At 69.7% G+C, this 23,222-nt stretch carries 20 protein-coding genes; 7 read left to right on the top strand and 13 right to left on the bottom strand.

Annotated features, from left to right (window positions below; translation table 11 throughout):
• Window positions 1-17: 17 nt before the first annotated feature.
• Entirely contained in the window at window positions 18-1,202 is a 1,185-nt protein-coding gene (locus tag ACF09J_RS05155; protein WP_392303989.1) for a pyridoxal phosphate-dependent aminotransferase, read from the top strand.
• 104 nt (window positions 1,203-1,306) lie between these two features.
• Here the strand turns inward: ACF09J_RS05155 and ACF09J_RS05150 are convergent, their stop codons facing one another.
• The 4 genes from ACF09J_RS05150 to ACF09J_RS05135 form a co-directional block, all read right to left on the bottom strand.
• Window positions 1,307-1,870, bottom strand: coding sequence for a YbjN domain-containing protein (locus ACF09J_RS05150; RefSeq protein ID WP_392303988.1), 564 nt, complete (start codon window positions 1,868-1,870; stop codon window positions 1,307-1,309).
• A gap of 320 nt (window positions 1,871-2,190) precedes the next feature.
• Entirely contained in the window at window positions 2,191-3,153 is a 963-nt protein-coding gene (locus ACF09J_RS05145) for an IS481 family transposase (RefSeq protein ID WP_392303987.1), read from the bottom strand.
• A gap of 101 nt (window positions 3,154-3,254) precedes the next feature.
• Window positions 3,255-5,852: an ATP-dependent chaperone ClpB gene (gene clpB, locus ACF09J_RS05140; protein ID WP_392303986.1), complete on the bottom strand. Its 2,598-nt coding sequence runs from the start codon at window positions 5,850-5,852 to the stop codon at window positions 3,255-3,257.
• A gap of 329 nt (window positions 5,853-6,181) precedes the next feature.
• Window positions 6,182-6,517: a hypothetical protein gene (locus tag ACF09J_RS05135; RefSeq protein WP_392303985.1), complete on the bottom strand. Its 336-nt coding sequence runs from the start codon at window positions 6,515-6,517 to the stop codon at window positions 6,182-6,184.
• A gap of 337 nt (window positions 6,518-6,854) precedes the next feature.
• Between ACF09J_RS05135 and ACF09J_RS05130 the strand changes: the two genes are divergently transcribed.
• Together ACF09J_RS05130 and ACF09J_RS05125 are read left to right on the top strand one after the other, a co-directional pair.
• Window positions 6,855-7,868, top strand: coding sequence for a helix-turn-helix transcriptional regulator (locus ACF09J_RS05130; RefSeq protein ID WP_392303984.1), 1,014 nt, complete (start codon window positions 6,855-6,857; stop codon window positions 7,866-7,868).
• A gap of 19 nt (window positions 7,869-7,887) precedes the next feature.
• Entirely contained in the window at window positions 7,888-8,877 is a 990-nt protein-coding gene (locus ACF09J_RS05125; RefSeq protein ID WP_392303983.1) for a helix-turn-helix transcriptional regulator, read from the top strand.
• Here the strand turns inward: ACF09J_RS05125 and ACF09J_RS05120 are convergent.
• The 7 genes from ACF09J_RS05120 to ACF09J_RS05090 all read right to left on the bottom strand — a co-directional run bounded on the left by ACF09J_RS05120 (window position 8,840) and on the right by ACF09J_RS05090 (window position 17,178).
• A complete protein-coding gene (locus tag ACF09J_RS05120) occupies window positions 8,840-9,883 on the bottom strand; it encodes a LuxR C-terminal-related transcriptional regulator (RefSeq protein ID WP_392303982.1) in 1,044 nt (347 codons plus the stop codon). The genes ACF09J_RS05125 and ACF09J_RS05120 overlap by 38 nt on opposite strands.
• A 197-nt stretch (window positions 9,884-10,080) precedes the next feature.
• Window positions 10,081-11,190, bottom strand: coding sequence for a sugar ABC transporter substrate-binding protein (locus ACF09J_RS05115; protein ID WP_392304175.1), 1,110 nt, complete (start codon window positions 11,188-11,190; stop codon window positions 10,081-10,083).
• Window positions 11,191-11,461: 271 nt separating this feature from the next.
• Entirely contained in the window at window positions 11,462-11,911 is a 450-nt protein-coding gene (locus tag ACF09J_RS05110) for a heat shock protein transcriptional repressor HspR (protein WP_392304174.1), read from the bottom strand.
• A 5-nt stretch (window positions 11,912-11,916) separates the two neighbouring features.
• Entirely contained in the window at window positions 11,917-13,092 is a 1,176-nt protein-coding gene (gene dnaJ / locus ACF09J_RS05105; protein ID WP_392303981.1) for a molecular chaperone DnaJ, read from the bottom strand.
• A 39-nt stretch (window positions 13,093-13,131) separates the two neighbouring features.
• Window positions 13,132-13,815, bottom strand: coding sequence for a nucleotide exchange factor GrpE (gene grpE / locus ACF09J_RS05100; protein WP_392303980.1), 684 nt, complete (start codon window positions 13,813-13,815; stop codon window positions 13,132-13,134).
• Window positions 13,812-15,659 (bottom strand): molecular chaperone DnaK, encoded by a 1,848-nt coding sequence (dnaK, locus tag ACF09J_RS05095; protein WP_392303979.1) that lies wholly within the window; start codon window positions 15,657-15,659, stop codon window positions 13,812-13,814. The genes grpE and dnaK overlap by 4 nt, the downstream gene beginning before the upstream one ends.
• Before the next feature lie 94 nt (window positions 15,660-15,753).
• Window positions 15,754-17,178: an undecaprenyl/decaprenyl-phosphate alpha-N-acetylglucosaminyl 1-phosphate transferase gene (locus ACF09J_RS05090; protein WP_392303978.1), complete on the bottom strand. Its 1,425-nt coding sequence runs from the start codon at window positions 17,176-17,178 to the stop codon at window positions 15,754-15,756.
• A gap of 226 nt (window positions 17,179-17,404) precedes the next feature.
• Here ACF09J_RS05090 and ACF09J_RS05085 point away from each other — a divergent pair, with 226 nt between their 5' ends.
• Complete coding sequence (locus ACF09J_RS05085) at window positions 17,405-19,687, top strand: (Fe-S)-binding protein (protein WP_392303977.1); 2,283 nt, start codon at window positions 17,405-17,407, stop codon at window positions 19,685-19,687.
• Window positions 19,688-19,822: 135 nt separating this feature from the next.
• Here the strand turns inward: ACF09J_RS05085 and ACF09J_RS05080 are convergent, their stop codons facing one another.
• A complete protein-coding gene (locus ACF09J_RS05080) occupies window positions 19,823-20,155 on the bottom strand; it encodes an antibiotic biosynthesis monooxygenase (protein ID WP_358736997.1) in 333 nt (110 codons plus the stop codon).
• 117 nt (window positions 20,156-20,272) lie between these two features.
• Between ACF09J_RS05080 and ACF09J_RS05075 the strand changes: the two genes are divergently transcribed.
• On the top strand, window positions 20,273-21,250 hold the full coding sequence (locus ACF09J_RS05075) for a Yip1 family protein (protein WP_392303976.1): 978 nt from the start codon (window positions 20,273-20,275) through the stop codon (window positions 21,248-21,250).
• A gap of 126 nt (window positions 21,251-21,376) precedes the next feature.
• On the opposite strand, the gene ACF09J_RS05070 is transcribed toward ACF09J_RS05075, so the two are convergent.
• Window positions 21,377-21,799: a hypothetical protein gene (locus ACF09J_RS05070; protein WP_392304173.1), complete on the bottom strand. Its 423-nt coding sequence runs from the start codon at window positions 21,797-21,799 to the stop codon at window positions 21,377-21,379.
• 451 nt (window positions 21,800-22,250) lie between these two features.
• On the opposite strand from ACF09J_RS05070, the gene ACF09J_RS05065 reads away from it, so the two are divergent.
• Window positions 22,251-22,529, top strand: a complete 279-nt coding sequence (locus ACF09J_RS05065; RefSeq protein ID WP_392303975.1) for an FmdB family zinc ribbon protein — start codon at window positions 22,251-22,253, stop codon at window positions 22,527-22,529.
• A gap of 39 nt (window positions 22,530-22,568) precedes the next feature.
• Entirely contained in the window at window positions 22,569-23,222 is a 654-nt protein-coding gene (locus ACF09J_RS05060) for an AmiS/UreI family transporter (protein WP_392303974.1), read from the top strand.

Raw genomic sequence — 23,222 nt, 5'->3', positions numbered from 1 at the left:
GGACGGAGGATGGCCGCATGACCTCCAGCGCACGCCCGCTCCTCAACCGCCGGCTCGCCGAGTTCGGTACGACGATCTTCGCCGAGATGTCCGCGCTCGCCGTGCGGACCGGGTCGATCAACCTGGGGCAGGGCTTCCCCGACACCGACGGCCCCGAGGAGATCCGGGAGGCGGCCGTGCGCGCCCTGCGCGACGGGCGGGGCAACCAGTACCCGCCGGGGCCGGGCGTCCCCGAGCTGCGCACGGCGGTCGCGGAGCACCAGCGGCGGCGGTACGGGCTCTCCTACGACCCGGACACCGAGGTGCTGGTCACCGCGGGCGCCACCGAGGCGATCGCGGCGGCGCTGCTGGCACTCCTGGAGCCCGGCGACGAGGTGATCGCCCTGGAGCCGTACTACGACTCCTACGCCGCCTGCATCGCGATGGCGGGCGCGAAGCGGGTGCCGGTGACCCTCCGGCCGCACCACGGGGAGAACGCCGGGTTCCGGCTCGACCTGGACGAACTGCGCGACGCGGTGACCCCGCGGACCCGGCTGCTGCTCCTGAACACCCCGCACAACCCGACCGGCACCGTCCTCACCCGCGCCGAGCTGGCCGAGATCGCACGGCTCGCCGTCGAACGCGACCTGCTCGTGGTGACGGACGAGGTGTACGAGCACCTGGTGTACGACGACGCCGAGCACATCCCGCTCGCCATCTTCCCCGGCATGCGCGAACGCACGGTCGGCATCTCTTCGAGCGGCAAGACGTTCTCCTTCACGGGATGGAAGGTCGGCTGGGTCACCGCCGCCGCTCCCCTGGTCGCGGCGGTCCGCTCGGCCAAGCAGTTCCTCACCTATGTGAGCGCCGGGCCGTTCCAGTACGCGATCGCCGAGGCGCTCGCCCTCCCCGACAGCCACTTCAGCGGCTTCCGCGACGACCTGCGCGCCAAGCGCGACCTGCTCGCCTCCGGCCTGGCCGACGCGGGCTTCGAGGTCTTCCGCCCCCGGGGCACGTACTTCATCACCACCGACATCGCCCGGCTCGGCGAGAAGGACGGCATCGCCTTCTGCCGCGCCCTGCCCGAGCGCTGCGGCGTGGTCGCCATCCCGAACGCCGTCTTCTACGACGACCGGGAGGCCGGCCGCACCCAGGTCCGCTTCGCTTTCTGCAAGCGGACGGACGTCCTGAGCGAGGCCGTGTCCCGCCTCGGGAGCCTGTGAGCCGGGATCCGCGCCACCACGGCGAAGAGCCCGGTCCCGGACACGGTCAGTGCTGACTCGCGTCCGGGGCCGGGCTCCCGCCGTTGTGCGTGACGGGCGGGGGACTACTCCTCGTCGTCCTGGGGCTTGTCCGCGTCGTCGACGTCCTGTTCAACGGGCTTGTCCGCCTCGTTGAGCTCCTCTTCGAGGCCGAGCTGCTCGACGAGCCACCGGTCGAACTCGATGGCGGCCCGCACCCAGCTGACCGTCGAGGAGACGAAGTGCTCCAGGCTCACGCCCATGCCGATCAGCATCTGCGCCTCGCCGATGAGGCGGACGGTGCCGTCGTCGTGGGTGTGGGTGTACACCTTGGGCCACAGGGTCCGCCGGTTCCAGTCGTCGACGGACTCCAGCAGCTGCGGCTTCTCGTCGATCTTGTGGGACCGGTCGTAGAACGTCCGCACCGAGAAGACCTGCTGGTCCGCCTCGCCGCGGAACATGAAGTACGTACGGAACTGCTCCCACGGCGCCGCGAGGTCGCCCTCGTCGTCGACGACGTACTTGAGCTCCATCTGGTCCAGGAGCTGCTTCACGAGGTCCTGATCCGGGACGACGGGGCCCGCCGGTCCCTGGGGCTGCGGCTCGGGCTGGCCCCCGAAGTTCGGAATCGAGGACGGGTCGATGCTCACCGTGTTTTTCCCTTCGTACGGATCTCGCCATCCTCCCTCATCCGGGGAGGGGGGTGGCAAGCCCTCCGGGAGGCTGTCAGCCGTGGGCTGACATGATCCGGCCGTCAGGTGGACGTCCGGCGAACGGAGGGGGAGGCCATGAGGGTGCTGTCCGCCTCCGAGTACCCACTGAACGGCCGACCCACGGCACTTCCCGCGCCGGCCCTGACACGGTTTCCGGCGTTCACGGTGTGACGCGGTCCGCCACCCGCCGTGGTGGCGGACCGCGCGGGGCCAGGGGGTGTCTGACACATGAGCGCGGGCGACGCCGCGGGCATGTGTCAGACACCGGTGTATTGACCTGGAGCGTTGTTGACGCGGCTGATCGGTGGCTTGCCTCCGAGTGCGGTGTGGCAGCGGTGGTGATTGTAGGTGTGCAGGAAGTCTGTCAGGGCGTCGGTGCGTTCGGTGTTGCTGGTGTAGGGCCGCAGGTAGGCCCATTCGTCGAGCAGGGTGCGGTTGAAGCGTTCGACCTTGCCGTTGGTCTGCGGCCGGTAGGCGCGGGTGAGCTTGCCGGCCGCGCCGAGGTCGTCCAGCGCCTGCCGCCAGGCGAAGCTCTTGCGGTAGGGCCACGCGTTGTCGGTCAGTACGCGTTCGATGCGGCCGATGCCGCAGGTGGCGAAGAAGGCTGCGGCCCGGGTCAGGAAGGCCGCGCAGGTGGCGGCCTTCTCGTCCGGGTGGACCTCGCTGTAAGCCAGGCGGCTGTGGTCGTCGACAGCGGAATGGATGTAGTCGAAACCGGTCGTGCGCCGTCGGTCGGGGCAGGCGGCTCGGCCGTGGACGCGCCAGCCTCCGCCGTCGGGGATGCGGCCGAGTTTCTTGACGTCGACGTGGATCAGTTCGCCGGGCCGGCTGCGCTCGTAGCGGCGGATGACCTGTCCCGTCGGCCGGTCCAGGAAGGCCAGACGGTTCAGGCCGTGCCGGGCCAGGACCCGGTGCACGGTCGAGGCGGGCAGTCCCAGGATCGGACCGATCCGGGCCGGACCCAGCTTGCGGTCTTGTCGCAGGCGGCAGACCTGGGCCTCGATCGCAGCGGGAGTGCGGTGCGGCGTCTTGCGGGGCCGGCTGGACCGGTCGTACAGACCGGCTTCCCCCTCCTGCCTCCAGCGGCGCAGCCACTTGTGGGCAGTGGGCCGCGAGATGCCCATCTCGGCGGCCACATGCGCGACGGGACGGCCAGAGCGGACACGCTCGATCAGCAGCCGCCTGCCGTGAACGGTCAGCCGGGCATTACGGTGGGACACGAAGGCCTCCGTGCGGTGAAGATTCGACACCTCCACCACACACGGAGGCCTTCGCCGTGATCAAGCCTGGCCCGCGTTAACAACGCTCGTGATCAATACACCTAGAGCGTCTTGCCGGTCGCTGGGCCCACCAGCAGGCCCTCGCCGAAGCGGTCGACGCGGACCGTGTCGCCGTCCTTGATCTCGCCGGAGAGGATCTCCTTGGCGAGGCGGTCGCCGATGGCGGTCTGCACCAGGCGGCGCAGCGGGCGGGCGCCGTAGGCCGGGTCCATGCCCTCCTCGGCGAGCCAGGCCAGGGCCTCGGGGGTGACGTCCAGGGTCAGGCGGCGCTCGGACAGGCGGCGGGCGAGCCGGTCGATCTGGAGCCCGGCGATCCGGCTCAGCTCCTCCTTGGACAGGGCCGAGAAGACCACCAGGTCGTCCAGGCGGTTGAGGAACTCCGGCTTGAAGGAGGTGCGGACCGTCTCCAGGACCTGCTCCTTCTTCTCCTCCTCGCTCGTCAGCGGGTCGACCAGGTACTGGCTGCCCAGGTTCGAGGTCAGCACCAGGATGGTGTTGCGGAAGTCGACCGTGCGGCCCTGGCCGTCCGTGAGGCGGCCGTCGTCCAGCACCTGCAGCAGGATGTCGAAGACCTCCGGGTGGGCCTTCTCCACCTCGTCGAGCAGCACCACGCTGTACGGGCGGCGGCGCACCGCCTCGGTGAGCTGGCCGCCCTCCTCGTAGCCGACGTAGCCGGGCGGGGCGCCGACGAGCCGGGCCACGCTGTGCTTCTCGCCGTACTCCGACATGTCGATGCGGACCATGGCCCGCTCGTCGTCGAAGAGGAAGTCGGCGAGCGCCTTGGCGAGCTCGGTCTTTCCCACGCCGGTCGGGCCGAGGAAGAGGAACGAGCCCGTCGGCCGGTCGGGGTCCGCGATGCCGGCCCGGCTGCGGCGTACCGCGTCGGAGACGGCGCGCACCGCCTCGGACTGGCCGATGAGCCGCCGGCCGATCTCCTCCTCCATGCGCAGCAGCTTCTGCGTCTCGCCCTCCAGCAGACGGCCGGCCGGGATCCCGGTCCAGGAGGCGACCACGTCGGCGATGTCGTCGGGGCCGACCTCCTCCTTGACCATGGTGTCCTTGGCGGCCTCCTCCTCGGCCTGCGAGGCGGCCTCCAGCTCCTTCTCCAGGTCCGGGATCTCGCCGTACAGCAGCTTGGAGGCGGTGTCGAAGTCGCCGTCGCGCTGGGCACGTTCGGCCTGGCCGCGCAGGTCGTCCAGCCGTTCCTTCAGCTCACCGACCCGGTTGAGGGCCTGCTTCTCCTTCTCCCAGCGGGCGGTCAGGCCGCGCAGCTCCTCCTCCTTGTCGGCGAGGTCGCGGCGCAGCTTCTCCAGCCGCTCGCGCGAGGCCGCGTCGGTCTCCTTGTCGAGCGCCAGCTCCTCCATGCGCAACCGGTCGACACCGCGCTGGAGTTCGTCGATCTCCACCGGGGAGGAGTCGATCTCCATGCGCAGCCGGGAGGCGGCCTCGTCGACGAGGTCGATCGCCTTGTCGGGCAGGAAGCGGGAGGTGATGTACCGGTCGGACAGGGTCGCGGCGGCCACCAGCGCCGAGTCGTTGATCTGCACCTTGTGGTGGGCCTCGTAGCGGCCCTTGAGACCGCGCAGGATCGCGATGGAGTCCTCCACGCTGGGCTCGGCGACCATCACCTGCTGGAAGCGCCGCTCCAGCGCCGGGTCCTTCTCGATCCGCTCCCGGTACTCGTCGAGCGTCGTGGCGCCGACCATGCGGAGCTCGCCGCGGGCCAGCATGGGCTTGAGCATGTTGCCGGCGTCCATCGCGGAGTCGCCGCCCGCGCCCGTGCCGACGACGGTGTGCAGCTCGTCGATGAAGGTGATGATCCGGCCGTCGGAGTCCTTGATCTCCGCCAGGACGGTCTTCAGCCGCTCCTCGAACTCGCCGCGGTACTTCGCCCCCGCGACCATCGCCCCGAGGTCCAGCGCCACCAGCCGCTTGTCCTTCAGGGACTCGGGCACGTCGCCCTTGACGATCCGCTGGGCGAGGCCCTCGACGACGGCCGTCTTGCCGACGCCGGGCTCGCCGATGAGGACCGGGTTGTTCTTGGTGCGGCGCGACAGCACCTGCACGACGCGGCGGATCTCCTGGTCCCGGCCGATCACCGGGTCGAGGCGGCCCTCGCGCGCCGCCGCGGTGAAGTCCGTGCCGAACTTCTCCAGGGCCTTGTACTGGCCCTCGGGGTCGGGTGTGGTCACCCGGCGTCCTCCCCTCGCCTTCGAGAAGGCGTCTTGCAGCTTCCTGGCGTTGGCGCCCTGCCCGGACAGCACCTCGCCGGCCGCGCCGCCCTTCGCGGCGATGCCGATGAGCAGGTGCTCGGTGGACAGGTACTCGTCCCCGAGGTCGGCCGCCCTGCTCTGCGCGTCCGCGATCACGGCGAGCAGCTCGCGGTTGGGCTGCGGCGGCGCGACCGTGGAGCCGGTCACGCTGGGCAGGGACGCGAGCACGCGCTCGGCGCCTGAGCGGACGGAGGCCTGGTCGGCGTCGACGGCCGACAGCAGATCGATGATGTTCTCGTTCTCCTGCCCCTCGAGCAGGGCGAGGAGCAGGTGGGCGGGGGTCAGGTCGGGGTGCCCCTCCCGTACGGCCCGGTTGCCTGCCGCGTTGATCGCGTCACGGCTCCTGTTGGTCAGCTCGGCGTCCACGGTCGCTTCTCTCCTCCTTGACGAGCGCTCTCTGCCACATCTCCCAGTGCTGACTCAATCAGCGTACACAAACTTGAGTCTATTCCACTCAAGGTGAAGCCGGAGCTTTCCCGGGGCAGGAAGGGCGAGGAAGGAGTGCGCCTCCGCGCGGCGGCACGCGGAGGCGAGGCGGCGGTACGCCGGGCGGTGGCCATTTTCGGCCAGTGATCGAATCCGCCGGTACCCGAAGATTTCCGGGGAAAACAACAGCGGCGTCACCGTGTTCAGGTCACGGTGACGCCGCTGCGGGGGGAAGCACCTGAGCGATCTGTTACGACGGGGGAATCGCGTCAGGCACTGCGGGGGGTGGCGGAGATGGTTCTGAGGACCGAGGGTGGTGCCGCCACCTGGCGGTGGTCCCTCTGGTCCAGATTGACGAAGATCATTCCGTAACGGACGGCACACCGTACGGGCTGCGGCGCCCCCCGAGGCCGCCGCAGACACCGGTACGCCCGGACGTCACCGTCCTCGTCCCTCGTCACGACGACCGGTTCACCGAAGACGGTCACCATCAGCGAGTCGCCGCTGTGGGGGATGGCGGTGACCAGGTCGATGAAGTGCCAACCGGAGCGATAGGCCGTGGCCATCTCGCGGCGGAAGGAACGGTCGTCGGGTGGAGTGGTCACATCAGCTCTCCGGATTCAACTGCCGCGGGAGAGCCCGGCCAGTGCGAGTCGGCAGGACCCGCGATCACGACTGCCGGCCAGTGCGAGTCGGCAGGACCCGCGATCACGACCGCCGGCCAGTGGCTGTCCGCCCGATCGTCGCTCTTAGCTCCGGAGTGACCACTCATCGCTCCGAAGACCGCAACGGCGGAGAAGGCGGCCACAAGCACCGAGCGAAGCATTCTCTTACGCATAGTCGGCTTCGTCCTCACTTGAAAGTCTCCTTTTCCCCCGTCGGATAAGACGATGGCTCATTCCAGCACGTCATGGCCACAGGATCGATGCATCATGTTCCTGCATGTTCAGGACCCTGGGGGGTGGAGATTTCGTGGCAAATCAGACTAAGGCGACGCATCCCCATGCGGTGACCGAACTTTGTGAGGAAGGTGGCCGACTTTACGCGAACGCCCTCCGCCGGGGGAGGATCCGCCGGGCGGATGCCGAAAGTGCCCCCTGCCTCGTGGAGTTCGACCTTCTCCACCCGGATCCGGACGACACGGACTGGCTGTGCCCCGTACACCCGTCGGTCGCGCTGGCCGAGCGACTCCACCCGATCGAGCGGGAGATCACGGACCGCCGACGGCTGTCCATCCAACTTGCGGACCTCTTTGAGCCGTTCCTCGCGCTCAGCGCGCAGTCGGCGACGACCGACCACTCCATCACGGTGCTGGAGGGAGGCGCGCGGATCAACGCCGCGCTCAACGCGGCCACGGCCCAGTGCCACACCGAGATGCTCACCATCCAGCCGAGCGACGACCGCTTCTCCGAGCGCAGCCTCACCCAGGGCCTCGAGCGGGACCGGCCGCTGATCGAGCGCGGCGTGCGCATCCGGACCCTCTATCAGCACACTGCGCGCTACAGCCCCGAGAAGCTGGCCTACGTGGACCAGTTGTCGAAGGGGAAGGCCGAGTACCGCACCATCGACGAGGTGGTGGAACGGCTCATCGTGTGCGACGAGACCGTCGCCTTCATCCCCGCCCGGGACGATCAGCAAGTCGCTCTGGAACTCCGCCATCCGGGCCTCGTCCGTTACCTGATCAGGGTCTTCGAGTTCATGTGGGGCCGCTCGGTCCCCCTGAGCGCGGGCGCACCCTACGAGACCGCGCCCGGCGGTATCAACGACATCCAGCACTCCATAGCGAAGCTCCTCATCGAGGGCCACGTCGACGAGGCCATCGCCCGCCGCCTCGGAATGAACGTCCGTACCTGCCGGGCCCACATCGCCAAGCTCGCCGCCATCCTCGGCAGCGGCAGCCGCGCCCAGCTCGGTTATCTGATTGCCCAGTCGGGGATTCTGCAGCAGAAGCACTGAAGCCACAGGGAGGACCGGGGTGGGCCCGACACGTCATCCGGAGCACGGCCCGGAGGACCTGTGCCCGGCGGGCGCGGAGGTGTACGAACGCGCCCTGCGGAGCGGATGGGTGCGTGCGGGGGAGGCGGACGAGGCCCCCTGCCTCATCGACTTCGGTCTGCTGCACCCGGCGGTCGAGGATCTCGGTCGGCTGGAGCCCGTGGCGCCCGCCGCCGCCCTCCACCGACTACTGCGCGCCGCCGAGGAGCGCATCGCGGAGGAGCGACGGCGCGAGGACCGGCTGGCCCGGACCTTCGAGCCGCTGATGCGCATCGACGGCCGGCGCACCGGGGAGCCGGACACCTCGGCGCTCGTGATCCTCAGCGGTACCGCGCGGATCAACCAGGCCATCACCGAGGCCATGGCCGAGGCGAGCGAGGAAGTCCTGTGCGTACAGCCGCACTCCGGTCTCCTCGGCCGCAGGGGCGAGGCGGCACACGGAGTGGCGCTGGACCGCGATCAGGCGCTGCTGGACCGCGGCGGGCGTATTCGTACCCTCTATCAGCACACTCTGCGCCATGTCCCCGCGATACCCGCCTACCACGAGCAACTCACCGGTGATGTCCAAGCCCGCTCCCTCGACGAAGTCACCGACCGGCTCATCGTCGTCGACCGCAGAGTCGCCTTCGTCCCCGCCAACGCGGACGGCACTCTCGCTCTCGCGGTCCGCCACCCCGCCCTGGTCGGCTACTTCGCCACCGCCTTCGACCGTTTCTGGCGCCTGGCCACGCCCATGTACCCGCTGATAGTCCATCAGCCGTCGCCCGGAGGCGTCACCCGCCGCCAGCGCGCCATCGCCGCCCTCCTCGTCGAAGGGCACACCGACGCCGTCATCGCCGACCGCCTCGGCATGAACGTACGCACCGCCCGTGAGCACATCGCCAAGCTCGCCGCCACTCTCGGCAGCGGCAGCCGCGCCCAGTTGGGCTACCTCATCGGACAGTCGGGACTTCTTGACCCGGAACCGTGAACGGCCCCACGGCGGCGGTGCGCGGCGGCCCGTCGAGCCCCGCCTGGGCGATCTTCACGCCCAACTGCGTACGACTGGCGGCGCCCAGCGTCTCCGACAGCCGGGCGATGTGGGCCCGGCAGGTGCGGACGCTGATGCCCAGCCGCTCGGCGATCACCGCGTCCTGGTGGCCCTCGGCCAGCAGCGCCGCGATGGACCGCTCGCGGTGGGAGATGCCCTCGATGCCCGTGTCGGGCAGCGGAGCGGTCAGCGGGATCGCCAGCCGCCAGAACCGGTCGAAGACCGTTCCCAGGTACCCCACCAGCGCGGGATGGCGCAGTTCCAGCGCCATCGTGCAGTCGGCGTTCGCGGGCACGAAGGCGACCGTGCGGTCGAAGAGGATCAGCCGGTCGATCACCTCGTCCAGCGTGCGCGCCTCGACCGCGTCGCCCATCAATTCCAGGTAGTTGAGCAGCCCCTGGCCGTGCCGGGCCACATGCGTGTACAGGTCCCGCATGCGCACCCCGCGCCCGCGCAGCGCCAGCGCCCGGTGCAGCCCCTCGGACAGCTCGTGCTCGCGACGGATGCCGCCCGGCTGGACGGTCAGCACCTCGGTGGTGCACGCCTCGGTCGCCTCGTCCATGGCCGCCTGGATCCGGGACAGGCCGTCCAGGACCCGGATCGCCGTGCCCTCCACGGCCGCGGAGGGTACCCGCGCCCGGCGGCCGAGCCCGCCGTACCGCTCGACGGCGGCCACCACCGAGCCCACCCGCCGGTGGCTCTCACTGATCTCGTCGTACATCCCGCGCAGCAGCCGGGTCATGACCTCCTGCGGCGCGGTCGGCACCAGGAAGCCCATGTCGTCGGGGTCAGGGTGCAGCAGGGCGAGTTCGAGCAGGCAGGGCACCGGTTCGGCGAGCCGGCGCGGGACCCTGCCCCGCCGTACGGCCCGGGCGTACACGTGCTCTCCGGCCTCGCACAGTCGGTCGGCACCGTGTGGATGCTCCTCCGTCCCGTGCCCGGTCATGCCCCATCACACCCCCGGTCTCCGCGTCTTCCGCAGCGCAACTATGCGCGGAGCGTACCGGCTGTGCAACACGGCTCTTCCCCGCGCGATCCTCGAAAACCAGCGGTTTCGACCGGTGTGTACCGGGCCTGTTTTCGGCGGATCGCGGCGGGGCCGCGGCTGCTGTCGCACCCGAACGGGCCGGGCCCGCCCGGCAGTTACTTCACGAGGCCGATCGCCCTGCAGGACGCCAGGTACTTCGGGGTGCAGATGTCGTCCACCTTGTAGATCTTGTCGGTGACGACCGTGCCCTTGATGTTCTTCTGGGTCAGGGCCACCACGGAGACCAACTGGGCCGGAATGTTCTTGTGGGTGGGGCTGCTGACCCGGTCCCGGGTGAGGGAGTCGAACTGGATGTCCTTGCCCTGGACCTTGGCGACCGCCATCTGGGCGGCCGTCTCGGCCTCCGTCGGGTAGGACTTGTACACGCTCATGTACTGCTCGCCGGTCACGATCCGCTGCACGGCGTCGAGTTCGGCGTCCTGGCCGGTGATGACCGGCAGGTCGGTGAAGCCCTCGTCCTTGTAGGCCTTGATGACGCCCGCCGCCATGCCGTCGTTGGCGGAGTAGACGGCCGCGATGTTGTCCTTGCCGAGCTGGGCGAGTGCCTGCGCCATGTTCGCCTGGGCGTTCTCCGCCTTCCAGTCCTTGGTGTCGTAGGACTTGGCGATCGTGACCTTCCCGCTGAGCTGGGAGAGCGCGCCCTCCTTGAACTGCTTGGCGTTCGGGTCGGTGGGCGAGCCGTTCATCATGACGATCTTGTCGGATGGGCCGGCCTTGGAACCCAGCGCCTCGATCAGGGAGCGGCCCTGCACCTCCCCCACCAGTTCGTTGTCGAAGGAGATGTACGCGTCGATCGGGCCCTCGGAGAGCCGGTCGTAGGCGATGACCGGGATGCCCGCGTCCTTGGCCTTCTGCACCGTGTCGGCGATGGCGTGCGAGTCGACGGCGTCGAGCAGGATGACGTCGACCTTGTTGTCGATCATCCGCTGCATCTGGCCGGCCTGCCGGCTCGCGTCCGCCTCCGCGTTGGCGTACTCGACCTTGCCCTGCTTCCCGGTCAGCTCGGCGACCTTCTCCTTGATGATGGGGTAGTCGAACTTCTCGTACCGGGTGTTGTCCGTCTCCGGCAGCAGCAGGCCCACCGTCAGGTCGTTGCCCTTGGTCGGGCTCGCGTCACCAACGCTCCCCGACCCGTCGAGCGCCCCGCAGGCGGCGAGCGAGAAGGTCAGTGTGGGCGCGGCCACGGCTATGGCGATACGACGCATCAAGGTGCTCACTTCTGGTGCCTTCCGGACGAGGGCGCAGCATTGCGACCCAGGTGACTGAAAAGCCAACGCGGAGGCGCCCATCGGCGTCAAGCGGAACCACTTAACGAGATGGCAACGTAACGCTCCGCTGCGATGGTGAAGACTTCGCGGAGCCTTGCGGAATCATCTCCAAACTCCCTTTACGGGCGCGCACGCGAAAGACACGACGAGGGGCCGGGAGGCTGTACGGCCTCCCGGCCCCTCGTCGTCGTTCATGACCGAGTGCGTGTCAGTCCGGCTGCTGCCGCTTCGGCCGCCACACCACCAGCGCGCTGCTCTGCTGGACCTCCTGATACGGGACCAGGTCCCGGCGGTAGGAGGCGTGGACGGCCGCCTCGCGCTGCCGCATCGCGGCCGCCGCGCCGTCCAGCGCCGCCTGGAGCTCCGCGATCCGGGACTGGAGCGCCGCGACTTGGTTCTCCAGTTCGATGATGCGCTTGATTCCAGCCAGGTTGATGCCCTCGTCCTGCGACAACTGCTGCACCTGGCGGAGCAGTTCGATGTCGCGGGCCGAGTAGCGGCGCCCGCGCCCGGCGGTGCGGTCGGGGGACACCAGGCCCAGCCGGTCGTACTGACGGAGTGTCTGCGGGTGCAGTCCGGACAGCTGGGCGGCCACCGAGATGACGTACACCGGTGTGTCTTCCGTCAGTTCGTACGGGTTGCGGCGGCGGCCGTCCATCTCACTCATGCTCCCTTCGCGGCCTCGAACAGCTCGGCCCGCGGGTCCTCGCCCGCGGAGGCCTCGCGATACGCCTGCAGCGCGTCACGAGCCTTCCCCGACAGGTCCTTCGGGACACTCACCTCCACGGTGACCAGCAGGTCCCCGTGGCTGCCGTCCTTGCGGACCGCGCCCTTGCCGCGGGCCCGCATCGTACGCCCGTTCGGAGTGCCCGGGGGCAGCTTCAGCGTCACCGGCGGACCGCCCAGGGTGGGCACGCGGACCTCGCCGCCGAGGGCCGCCTCGGCGAACGTGACCGGCACGGTGACGGTGAGGTTGTCGCCCCGCCGGCCGAAGACCGGGTGCTCCCCGACGTGCACCACCACGTACAGGTCGCCCGCGGGTCCGCCGCGCTCGCCCGGGGCGCCCTTGCCGCGCAGCCGGATGCGCTGGCCGTCGCTGACCCCGGCCGGGATGCGGACCTGCATCGTGCGGGACGACTTGGCCCGCCCGGAGCCCACGCAGACCTCGCAGGGGTTCTCCGCGATGAGCCCGCGGCCCTTGCAGTCCGGGCACGGGTCCGTCAGCGAGAACCCGCCGCCGGAGCCGCGCGCCACCTGCCCGGTGCCGACGCAGGTCGGGCACACCCGCGGGGTGCCGTTCTTGTCGCCGGTGCCCGAACAGGCCTTGCACGGCTGCTGGCTGGACATGCGCAGCGGCACCGTGGCGCCCTCGATGGCCTCCGTGAAGCTCAGCGTGACCTCGGACTCGATGTCCTGGCCGCGCCGGGGCTGGGCGCGCGTGGTGCCCGCCCCGCCCCGGTTGAACAGGCCCCCGAAGACGTCACCGATCCCGCCGCCGAAGCCGCCGCTCCCGCCGCCGCCCTGGGCGCCTCCGAAGAGGTCGCCCAGGTCGAAGTTGAAGGAGCCGCCGCCGGCGCCCGGCCCGGGGCGGAAGCCGCCGTTGCCGAACAGGGCGCGGGCCTCGTCGTACTCCTTGCGCTTCTTGGCGTCGCCGAGCACGTCGTTCGCCTCGGAGATCTCCTTGAAGCGCTCCTCGGCCTTGGCGTTGCCCTTGTTGGCGTCCGGGTGGAACTCGCGGGCGAGCTTCCGGTACGCCTTCTTGATCTCGGCCTCGGTGGCGTCCTTGGGGACGCCGAGGACCTTGTAGTAGTCCTTCTCGATGAAGTCCTTGGTGCTCATCCCCGACGTCCCTCCTCTCGTGCGTCGTCCGTTATCGCGTCAGCCCTCCTCCGGGCCACCGTTCTCCTCGTCCTCGCCCTGCTCGGCTGCCGGGGCCGCGTCGGACTCCTCGGCCGGCTTGACCGTCTGCGCGCCGGGCTGGGGCTCGGCCACCGCCACCCGCGCGGGGCGGATGGTGCGCTCGCCGATCCGATACCCGGGCTGCAGAACCGCCACGCACGTCGTCTCCGTGACGTCCGGTGCGTAGGAGTGCATCAGGGCCTCGTGGATCGTCGGGTCGAAGGACTCGCCCTCCTTGCCGAACTGCTGCAGCCCGAGCTTGGCCACCACGGTCTCCAGCGACTCGGCGACGGACTTGAAACCGCCCACCAGTTCGCCGTGGTCGCGGGCGCGCCCGATGTCGTCGAGCACGGGCAGGAGCTCGGACAGGATGTTCGCGACAGCGACCTCCCGTACCGCGATCCGGTCCCGGTCGACGCGGCGCCGGTAGTTCTGGTACTCGGCCTGGAGCCGTTGCAGGTCCGCCGTGCGTTCGCCGAGCGCCTTGCGCACCTGGTCGAGCTGCGCCGTCAGCGCGGCCGACTGGTCCGCTTCACCGGCCGGGGCCGCGCCCTTGTCCTGGGCGGCGGCCTGCGCGGCGTCCTCCGAGGCGCCGGAGGCGGCGTCGGACTGAGGCGGAGGCTGCGGCTGATGCTCCTCGAAGCCGGGGGTCTCCTCCGTCACGCCGCACCGTCCTTGCGCTCGTCGTCGACGATCTCGGCGTCCACGACGTCGTCGTCGGCCCTGGCCTGGCCCGCACCGGCGTCACCGGCACCGCCCGCGGCCTGCGCGGCCTGGGCGTCGGCGTACATGGCCTGGCCGAGCTTCTGGGAGACGGCGGCGACCTTCTCCGTGGCCGTACGAATCGCGGCGGTGTCCTCGCCCTTGAGCGTCTCCTTCAGCTCGGCGACGGCGGACTCCACCTCGGTCTTGATCTCGCCGGGGACCTTGTCCTCGTTGTCCTTGAGGAACTTCTCGGTCTGGTAGACGAGCTGCTCGCCCTGGTTGCGGACCTCGGCGGCCTCGCGGCGCCTGTGGTCCTCCTCCGCGTAGCGCTCGGCCTCCTCGCGCATGCGGTCGACCTCGTCCTTCGGGAGCGAGGAGCCGCCGGTGACGGTCATCTTCTGCTCCTTGCCGGTGCCGAGGTCCTTCGCCGTGACGTGCATGATGCCGTTGGCGTCGATGTCGAAGGACACCTCGATCTGCGGGACGCCGCGGGGCGCCGGCGGCAGACCGGTCAGCTCGAACATGCCGAGCTTCTTGTTGTACGCGGCGATCTCGCGCTCGCCCTGGTAGACCTGGATCTGCACCGACGGCTGGTTGTCCTCGGCCGTGGTGAAGATCTCCGAGCGCTTGGTCGGGATCGTGGTGTTGCGCTCGATCAGCTTGGTCATGATGCCGCCCTTGGTCTCGATGCCGAGGGACAGCGGGGTGACGTCGAGCAGCAGGACGTCCTTGACCTCGCCCTTGAGGACACCGGCCTGGAGCGAGGCGCCGATGGCGACGACCTCGTCCGGGTTCACGCCCTTGTTGGCCTCCTTGCCGCCGGTCAGCTCCTTGACGAGCTCGGCGACCGCGGGCATACGGGTGGAACCACCGACGAGCACGATGTGGTCGATGTCGCTGACGGAGACGCCGGCGTCCTTGATGACGTTGTGGAACGGCGTCTTGCAGCGCTCCAGCAGGTCGGCCGTGAGCTGCTGGAACTGGGCGCGGGTGAGCTTCTCGTCCAGGTGCAGCGGGCCCTCGGCGGACGCGGTGATGTAGGGCAGGTTGATCGAGGTCTCGGTGGACGAGGACAGCTCGATCTTGGCCTTCTCCGCCGCCTCACGCAGACGCTGGAGGGCCATCTTGTCCTTGGACAGGTCCACGCCGTGACCGGCCTGGAACTGCTTGACCAGGTAGTCGACGACACGCTGGTCCCAGTCGTCACCACCGAGGTGGTTGTCTCCGTTGGTGGCCTTCACCTCGACGACACCGTCGCCGATCTCCAGCAGCGAGACGTCGAACGTACCGCCACCGAGGTCGAAGACGAGGATCATCTGCTCGTCCTTGTCGAGGCCGTACGCCAGGGCGGCGGCCGTCGGCTCGTTGACGATGCGCAGCACGTTCAGACCGGCGATCTCGCCGGCCTCCTTGGTGGCCTGGCGCTCGGCGTCGTTGAAGTACGCCGGGACGGTGATGACCGCGTCGGTGACCTTCTCGCCCAGGTAGGCCTCGGCGTCCCGCTTCAGCTTCTGCAGCACGAAGGCGCTGATCTGCTGCGGGTTGAAGTCCTTGCCGTCGAGGTTGATCTTCCAGTCGGTGCCCATGTGGCGCTTGACCGACCGGATGGTCCTGTCGACGTTGGTGACGGCCTGGCGCTTGGCCACCTCACCGACCAGCACCTCGCCGTTCTTGGCGAAGGCGACGACGGACGGCGTGGTCCTGGCGCCCTCGGCGTTGGTGATGACGGTGGGCTCGCCGCCTTCGAGAACGCTGACGACGGAGTTAGTCGTGCCCAGGTCGATGCCGACCGCACGTGCCATGGTGAATTCCTCCAGCTGACTTGAGTGGAACGGACTCAAGTGTGCCCGAGGCTCCTCGCCGGGTCAACAGACCTGAGCCCACCCGACTCAAGACTTATCCATCCCTTATGCGCAAGGGAGCTCTGACCTGCGGCGATGTGGATTGCCGGGGCGGAGGGGGCGGATATTCAAGTCGACGACGGGGGGTCTGCACCCCGGCTGCACCGGGTCCGCCGGCCTCCGCGTCGTACGGGGCCCCCGCACCGGACTGCCGCTGGCCGCGGAGGACGGCCCAGAAGGGCTCGCCCCGCGCGCGCGAGCCGGGGGCGCCGGCACGCGCGCGTGGCGGCACCGCACCGGACGCCTCGCCGCGCGGGCGCGTGGCACTCCCGGCGGCGGGAAGGGCCCGGGCCGTGCGTTCCTCGGGCCGTCCCCGGGTGCCGGGCACCCGGGTCTGCCCCCGGCTCCCGGGAAGCCGGGACTGTTCCCGCGTGCCGGGCACCCGGGACTGGGTCCGCGTACCCGGGACCGGGAACTGCGCACGGGCGCCGTTGAGTTCGGTCGGGCGCCGCGACGCGTACGCCGGCACCCGCAGCAGTCCGAGGACGGCCACCAGGGCAGCCCCGGCCACCCACGCCACGGCCCGCGGTCCGGCCCAGCCCGTGTGCACCAGCACCCCGACCAGGACCGCGCCGAAGGTGCCGAGGCCGAGCAGGACGGTCGCGCCGGGCGGGGTGGGCCCGAGCCGGCGTAGCCGGTGCGCGAGATGGTCCGGGCCGCGGCGCAGCAGGGGACGCCCGGCCAGCTTCCGCGACACCAGGACCAGGACGGCGTCGGCGCTCGCCGTGGCGGTGAGCGCGAACAGCACCGCCACGGTGGAGACCGTGTCGTACCCGGTTCGGGTGAGCAGGGCCGCGGAGGCGAGCACGAAGCCGGTGAACAGCGAGCCGCCGGACCCGAACGCGACCCGCGCCGGATGCCAGTTGTGCATCAGGAAGCCGGTGAGGGCGGCGGCCAGCACGCTCAGCAGCACCGCGAGGTCGTCCATCACCTCGGCCGCCGCGCACGCGCCCACCCCGAACGCGGTGAGCACCCCCACCGTGCCCGCGAGGCCGTCCGCGTGATCGAGCCCCCGGAAGGCGGCGGCCACACAGGCGATCCAGGCCACGGCGGCGACCCCGGCCACCGGCCCGGTCTCGTCGTACGGCACCACGCAGGCCGCCGCGAGGGCTGTACCGACAAGGAGGAACGGTGTCTTCAGCCGCCACACGTCCGCGGCGGTCCCGAGCAGGGCGACCGCGGCGCCCGCGGCGAGCAGCCTGCCCACCCCGTCACCCAGCGGGGCGGTGCCGGTCCAGCCACCGGCCGCGGCGACCAGGCAGGTGCTGAGCACCACGGCCAGGCCGCCGAGCAGCGGCAAGGGGCGTGAGCGCCTCCTGCGGTCGACGAGGCCCAGCCGTAGCGCGAGCACTCGGAGCAGCGCCGAGAGCAGGGCGGCGAGGAGGAGAGCGGTGATGGCGGTGGCGATCCCGTAGAGCACGGTTCTTAAATTAGGGGTATATGGGGCGATCGGGTGCGAATAACACGATCGGCACGCAACCGGATCCCCTGGGGACCCTCCGGTACCCCCGGACGGCCCCCCACGAGGGCTCTCAGCGACCCAGATCACCCCGCGCCCGGCTGCATTGCGACAGAAGATGGGGGTAGTCTCAGACGGACTACATAAGTTACCGCTCAGTAATCTCGAGGCCGCCTCAGGAGCCCCCATGCAACTCGCCGCGATCATCGTGTCGCTGGTCCTGACCGTGGTCGGCGTCGCCCTGCTCGCCCGTGCCATCGGCCAGTTCGTCCGGTACTTCAAGCTGGGCCAGCCCGTACCCGCCGGCGCCCGTACCGACAACCCCTACCAGCGCAGCGTGACCCTGGTGAAGGAGTTCCTCGGCCACACCCGGATGAACCGCTGGGGCATCGTGGGCGTCGCCCACTGGTTCGTGGCCATCGGCTTCCTGACGCTGCCGCCCACCCTCGCGCAGGCCTTCGGCCAGTTGTTCCGGGCCGACTGGACACTGCCGGTCATCGGCGACTTCCTGCCGTTCGAGATGTACATCGAGTTCATCGGCGTGATGACCGTCCTCGGCATCGCCGTGCTGATCGCGATCCGGCTGCTGAGCCTGCCGTCCCGGCCCGGCCGCAAGTCCCGCTTCGCGGGCTCCAAGGCCGGCCAGGCGTACTTCGTCGAGTACGTCATCCTCACCATCGGCCTCGCGATCTACGTCCTGCGCGGTCTCGAGGGCGCGCTGCACCACGTGGGGCACTACGAGGCCGGGTACTTCGCCTCGTACCCGCTGGTGCTCGCCTTCAAGGGCCTGTCGGCCGGCACCCTGCAGAACCTGGTCTACCTGACCGCGATGATCAAGATCGGCACGTCCTTCGTGTGGATGATCGTGGTCTCCCTGACCACCAACATGGGTGTGGCCTGGCACCGCTTCCTGGCCTTCCCGAACATCTGGTTCAAGCGCGAGGCCGAGGGCGGTACGGCCCTGGGCGCCCTGCAGCCGATGACCTCCGGCGGCAAGCCGATCGACTTCACCGACCCCGGCGACGACGACGTCTTCGGCGTCTCCCAGGTCGAGCAGTTCTCCTGGAAGGGCCTGCTGGACTTCTCCACCTGCACCGAGTGCGGCCGCTGCCAGTCGCAGTGCCCGGCCTGGAACACCGGCAAGCCGCTCTCCCCCAAGCTGCTGATCATGTCGCTGCGCGACCACGCGCACGCCAAGGCCCCCTACCTGCTGGCCGGCGGCGGCAAGACCATGGAGGGCGAGGAGAAGGCGAGCGAGGAGCAGCTGGCGGGCGTGCCCGCCTCCGCCCTGGCCGAGGCCGAGCGCCCGCTGATCGGCACGGCCGAGGCGAACGGCGTCATCGACCCGGACGTGCTGTGGTCCTGCACCACCTGCGGCGCCTGCGTCGAGCAGTGCCCCGTCGACATCGAGCACATCGACCACATCGTCGACATGCGCCGCTACCAGGTCATGATCGAGTCCTCGTTCCCGTCCGAGGCGGGCACGATGCTCAAGAACCTGGAGAAGAAGGGCAACCCCTGGGGCCTGGCCAAGAAGCAGCGCCTGGAGTGGACCAAGGAGGTCGACTTCGAGGTCCCGGTCGTCGGCAAGGACATCGAGGACCTCTCCGAGGTCGAGTACCTGTACTGGGTCGGCTGCGCCGGCGCCCTGGAGGACCGCGCCAAGAAGACCACCAAGGCCTTCGCCGAGCTGCTGCACATCGCGGGCGTGAAGTTCGCGATCATGGGGGGCGACGAGAGGTGCACCGGTGACTCCGCCCGCCGCCTGGGCAACGAGCCCCTGTTCCAGGAACTCGGCATGGAGAACGTCGCCGCGCTGAACATGGCCTTCGGCGAGGAGACGGACGACGAGGGCAACGTCACCCCCGAGTCCAGGAAGCCGAAGTCGGCGAAGAAGATCGTCGCCACCTGCCCCCACTGCCTCAACACGCTCGGCAACGAGTACCCGCAGCTCGGCGGCGACTACGAGGTCGTCCACCACACCCAGCTGCTCCAGCACCTGGTGGACGAGGGCAAGCTGGTCCCGGTCACCCCGGTCGAGGGCATCATCACGTACCACGACCCCTGCTACCTGGGCCGCCACAACAAGATCTACACGCCTCCGCGCGAGATCATCGGCAAGGTCCCGGGCCTCAGGAACGAGGAGATGCACCGCCACAAGGAGCGCGGCTTCTGCTGCGGCGCCGGCGGCGCCCGAATGTGGATGGAGGAGCGGATCGGCAAGCGCATCAACGAGGAGCGCGTCGACGAGGCCCTCTCCCTCAACCCGGACATCGTCTCCACGGCCTGCCCGTTCTGCCTGGTCATGCTCACCGACTCGGTCAACGGCAAGAAGAACGACGGGAAGGCCAAGGAGTCCGTCCAGGTCGTGGACGTCGCCCAGCTCCTGCTGGACTCCGTCAGGACGCCGGTCGACCCGGCGGGCGAGGCGGCCGACGAGACCGAGCCGGAGCCCGAGCCGGTGAAGTAGCCGGTCGGACCAGGTTCTGGCGGGCGGCCCGGCCGTCCGACGTCCGACGCCCCCGTGTCCGTATGGGCACGGGGGCGTCGCCGTGTTCACGGGAGCGGTCTGCGGGGGTGTCTCCGGGAGGGCTGCGCGCCCGGGCTACGCGCTCTTGGGCGCGGCCTGCTGCACGACCTCGAACGACCACAGTGTGGAACCGGAGGCCGCGGGCTTCGGCCGCTCCCCTCCCTCGCCCGCGCCGGCGCCCTGGTGCGCGGACTTCATCGGCCCCTCCATCCAGGCCTGGAACGACTCCTCGTCACGCCAGCGCGTGTAGACGAGGTAGGTGTCGGTGCCCTCGACAGGGCGCAGGAGCTCGAACCACTCGAACCCGTCCGAGTTCTCGACCGCGTGCGCCCGGGAGGCGAACCGCTTCTCCAGCGTCTCGCGCTGCTCGGCGGGCACGGTCAATACGTTGATCTTGACTACGCTCATGGTCCCATCCTGCCCGGTGGTCCCCGGACCGCCACTCAGCGCCTCGCGAGCCGGGAAGCGGTGCCTGCGGGCATCCCGGGAACGCCCCTGAGAAGCGCCCGGAACGCCCCTTAGGGGATGTCACAGCTCGGACCCAAAGCCCTGCCGGAACACCCGGGCCCCGCACGCGATTCGGCGGGCTCGGGTACGTTCGATGACGTGGCTGGATTCAGGAGCGGACGCGGCGGCCGGAACGACCGGGCCCCGCAGGCGCGGACCCAACGACCTCCGTACGGGCAGCAGGCACCCCAGGCCCCCTCGTACGGCTATCCCCCGGCGCAGCAGCCGTACCCGCAGCAGCGGCCGCCGTACGGAGGCGGGGGTGCCCAGTGGCCCCAGGCCGACGGCGGTGGCTACGGCGAGCCGGAGTACTTCGGCGGCGGGCACCCGCAGGGCGGCCCCGACCCGTACGCGGCCGACCACCCCGGCCACACCCAGGCCTTCGCGGTCGGCGAGGACCCCTACAACCAGAGCGGGACCTACCGCGCGGGCTCCGCGCCGGCCGGCCCGATAGGCCCCCGACTGCACTGGACGGACCTGCTGCGGGGCATAGTCCTGTCCCCCAACCAGACCTTCCTCCAGATGCGCGACTACACGATGTGGGGCCCCGCCCTCATCGTGACGTTCCTCTACGGGCTGCTCGCGGTCTTCGGCTTCGACGGCGCCCGTGAGGAGGCCATCAACGCCACCCTCACCAACGCGATCCCGATCGTCCTGATCACCGCCGTGGCGCTGGTGATCAGCGCCTTCGTCCTCGGTGTGGTCACCCACACCCTGGCCCGCCAGCTCGGTGGCGACGGGGCCTGGCAGCCCACGGTCGGCCTGTCCATGCTGATCATGTCGGTCACGGACGCGCCGCGTCTGCTCGTCGCGATGTTCCTCGGCGGTGACGCGGGCTTCGTCCAGCTGCTCGGCTGGGCCACGTGGGTCGCGTGCGGCGCCCTGCTGACCCTCATGGTCAGCCGCTCCCACGACCTGCCCTGGCCCAAGGCCCTGGGCGCCTCGGCGATCCAGCTCATCGCCCTGCTGTCGATCGTGAAGCTCGGTACGTTCTAGCATTCCGGCCTTCCAGCAGCCCACCAGCACACAAGGGGCCCGGCGATGCGCCGGGCCCCTTGCTCGTCTCTGCTGGTCTTCGCTCGTCTCTGCTGGTCTTCGCTCGTCTTCGCTCGACTCAGCCCGTCAGAGCTTGCCGCCGATCTCACACGCCCGGCACGGCGGCTGCCCACAGGTGCACTGCATGACGGCCTCGACGACGCCTCGGTCGTGGTAGAGGCACTGGTCCTTGCAGGTGTGGCGCGGTATGAACCCCGCCGGGATCTCGCCGGGCCACGGCTCGTGGCCGTCCCGGCAGCGGGCGAACCGCTCGGGGTCGGTGGCGTGCAGGTCCTGCATGGTCGACCGTGCCTTGTCCTCCAGCTCCCGCACCCGCTCCACCAGGCTCTTCAGCTCGGTGGCGATACCGGCGTACTGGTCCGTGCCGGTCCTGACGTGTGCGGCCCGCAGGGCCATCGCCGCGTTGCCCAAAAACCTGCCGGCGTCCTGGAGGTCGGTCACGTGATGCAACTGAATGCCGTTCACGCCTCGTACCCACACGGCGTCCATGTTGCTCACCGATCCGCCCTCCTTGGTTTTCTGCGAGACACTATGCGAGGCACCGATGCCTCCGCACAAGGGAAAATCAATCTATTTACCGAAGCTAAAGGTCTCGGTTGCAACCGTCCAGCAAAATTCGGAGTGAGTCGGCTCACAGCGGGCTTCGAGGCCGCAGCGGACACGGCATGTCCAAGGTCCATTACTCCCGCACGTTTTGGATCTTCTCGCGGTACCACGCGGCATCCGACTGATCAACGCGGTCGCTCGGTTCAGCCGACTTCCGGCGGTCCTTGGCGCACGTCGCCGGCCGTGCCGGAGCAAGAGAGCGGCGGGCGACCCGCCCCGACTTGACACGCCCATTGACGAGACGTCTCCTTGAAGAGAGGAAACATCCGCGGCACACGCTTTTCCAGGCGCGCCGCCAATCGTTTCGTAAGCGTCGGCGATTTCCGGAGCGATAATGGCCACTTACGAATATCTGTGCAGCCAGTGCGGCCCTTTCGATGTGAAACTGACGATCGGAACGGCCCCCAGGACGCATGGCTGCCCTGTCTGCACGAACGCTGCGCGGCGCGTGTACTCCGCGCCCGGCCTGTCATCGGTTTCGCCCGTGTCCGCCGCCCTCCGCGAACGGGAGGAGCAGGCCCGTGAGGCCCCGGCAGTGGTTTCCGAAGTGCCCTCGCGCACAAGGCCGGAACGGCGACCGCACCCCGCGCTCTCGCGGCTGCCGCGCCCCTGACTTGTCTCTATCCCCCTCCGGGTCAGGAGGTGCGTCATCGTGGGGAATGTGGGACTGCTCTTTGTCGGTGCGGTGCTCTTCATCAATGGGCTGCTGCTTCTCGGCAAGGTCGATGCCCGGTCAGGAGCAGTGTTCAATCTTTTCGTAGGCACACTGCAGGTACTGACGCCGACCTATCTCATCTTCACCGCCGGCGACGACCCCAAGAAGATCCTGGCGGCATCCGGCCTCTACCTGTTCGGATTCACCTACCTGTATGTGGGTATAGGCCTTCTCGCCAACCTCGACACCACCGGGGTCGGCTACTACTCATTGTTTGTGGCAATTGCCGCGCTGGGATATTCGTACGTCAATTTCCGGCTCCTGAAGGACTATCCCTTCGGAGTAATCTGGCTCTACTGGGCTCTGCTGTGGCTCCTGTTCTTCCTGCTGCTCGGTCTCAAGAAGGAGCACCTCACGACCTATACGGGCTGGATCACCGCGATCGAGGGCTGGGTCACCGGTGTCATTCCCGCGGGGCTGCTGCTCTCCGGCTACTGGAAGCACCCCACCGAGACCGCCATCGCCCTGGGGGTGTTCGGCGTGCTGATGTTCGTGGGGCTGTGGCCGCGCACCCATCAGTCCCCTCAGCCGGCCCAAGCCGCTCCGCCGGCCAGCGGTACGGGCCCTCCAACGTCACCGGATCACAAGTGA

Source organism: Streptomyces sp. NPDC014889, assembly GCF_043081205.1.
Taxonomy (GTDB): Bacteria; Actinomycetota; Actinomycetes; order Streptomycetales; family Streptomycetaceae; genus Streptomyces.
This window is presented reverse-complemented; position numbering and strand designations above follow the sequence as displayed.

Coding starts and splice junctions, on each gene's coding strand:
- dnaJ (WP_392303981.1), bottom strand. CDS start 13,092: ATGAGCACCAAGGACTTCATCGAGAAGGACTACTACAAGGTCCTCGGC.
- ACF09J_RS05070 (WP_392304173.1), bottom strand. CDS start 21,799: ATGGACGCCGTGTGGGTACGAGGCGTGAACGGCATTCAGTTGCATCAC.
- ACF09J_RS05085 (WP_392303977.1), top strand. CDS start 17,405: ATGCAACTCGCCGCGATCATCGTGTCGCTGGTCCTGACCGTGGTCGGC.
- ACF09J_RS05115 (WP_392304175.1), bottom strand. CDS start 11,190: ATGCGTCGTATCGCCATAGCCGTGGCCGCGCCCACACTGACCTTCTCG.
- ACF09J_RS05120 (WP_392303982.1), bottom strand. CDS start 9,883: ATGACCGGGCACGGGACGGAGGAGCATCCACACGGTGCCGACCGACTG.
- ACF09J_RS05075 (WP_392303976.1), top strand. CDS start 20,273: ATGTCACAGCTCGGACCCAAAGCCCTGCCGGAACACCCGGGCCCCGCA.
- ACF09J_RS05130 (WP_392303984.1), top strand. CDS start 6,855: ATGTTCAGGACCCTGGGGGGTGGAGATTTCGTGGCAAATCAGACTAAG.
- ACF09J_RS05080 (WP_358736997.1), bottom strand. CDS start 20,155: ATGAGCGTAGTCAAGATCAACGTATTGACCGTGCCCGCCGAGCAGCGC.
- dnaK (WP_392303979.1), bottom strand. CDS start 15,659: ATGGCACGTGCGGTCGGCATCGACCTGGGCACGACTAACTCCGTCGTC.
- ACF09J_RS05065 (WP_392303975.1), top strand. CDS start 22,251: ATGGCCACTTACGAATATCTGTGCAGCCAGTGCGGCCCTTTCGATGTG.
- ACF09J_RS05155 (WP_392303989.1), top strand. CDS start 18: ATGACCTCCAGCGCACGCCCGCTCCTCAACCGCCGGCTCGCCGAGTTC.
- ACF09J_RS05110 (WP_392304174.1), bottom strand. CDS start 11,911: ATGGACGGCCGCCGCCGCAACCCGTACGAACTGACGGAAGACACACCG.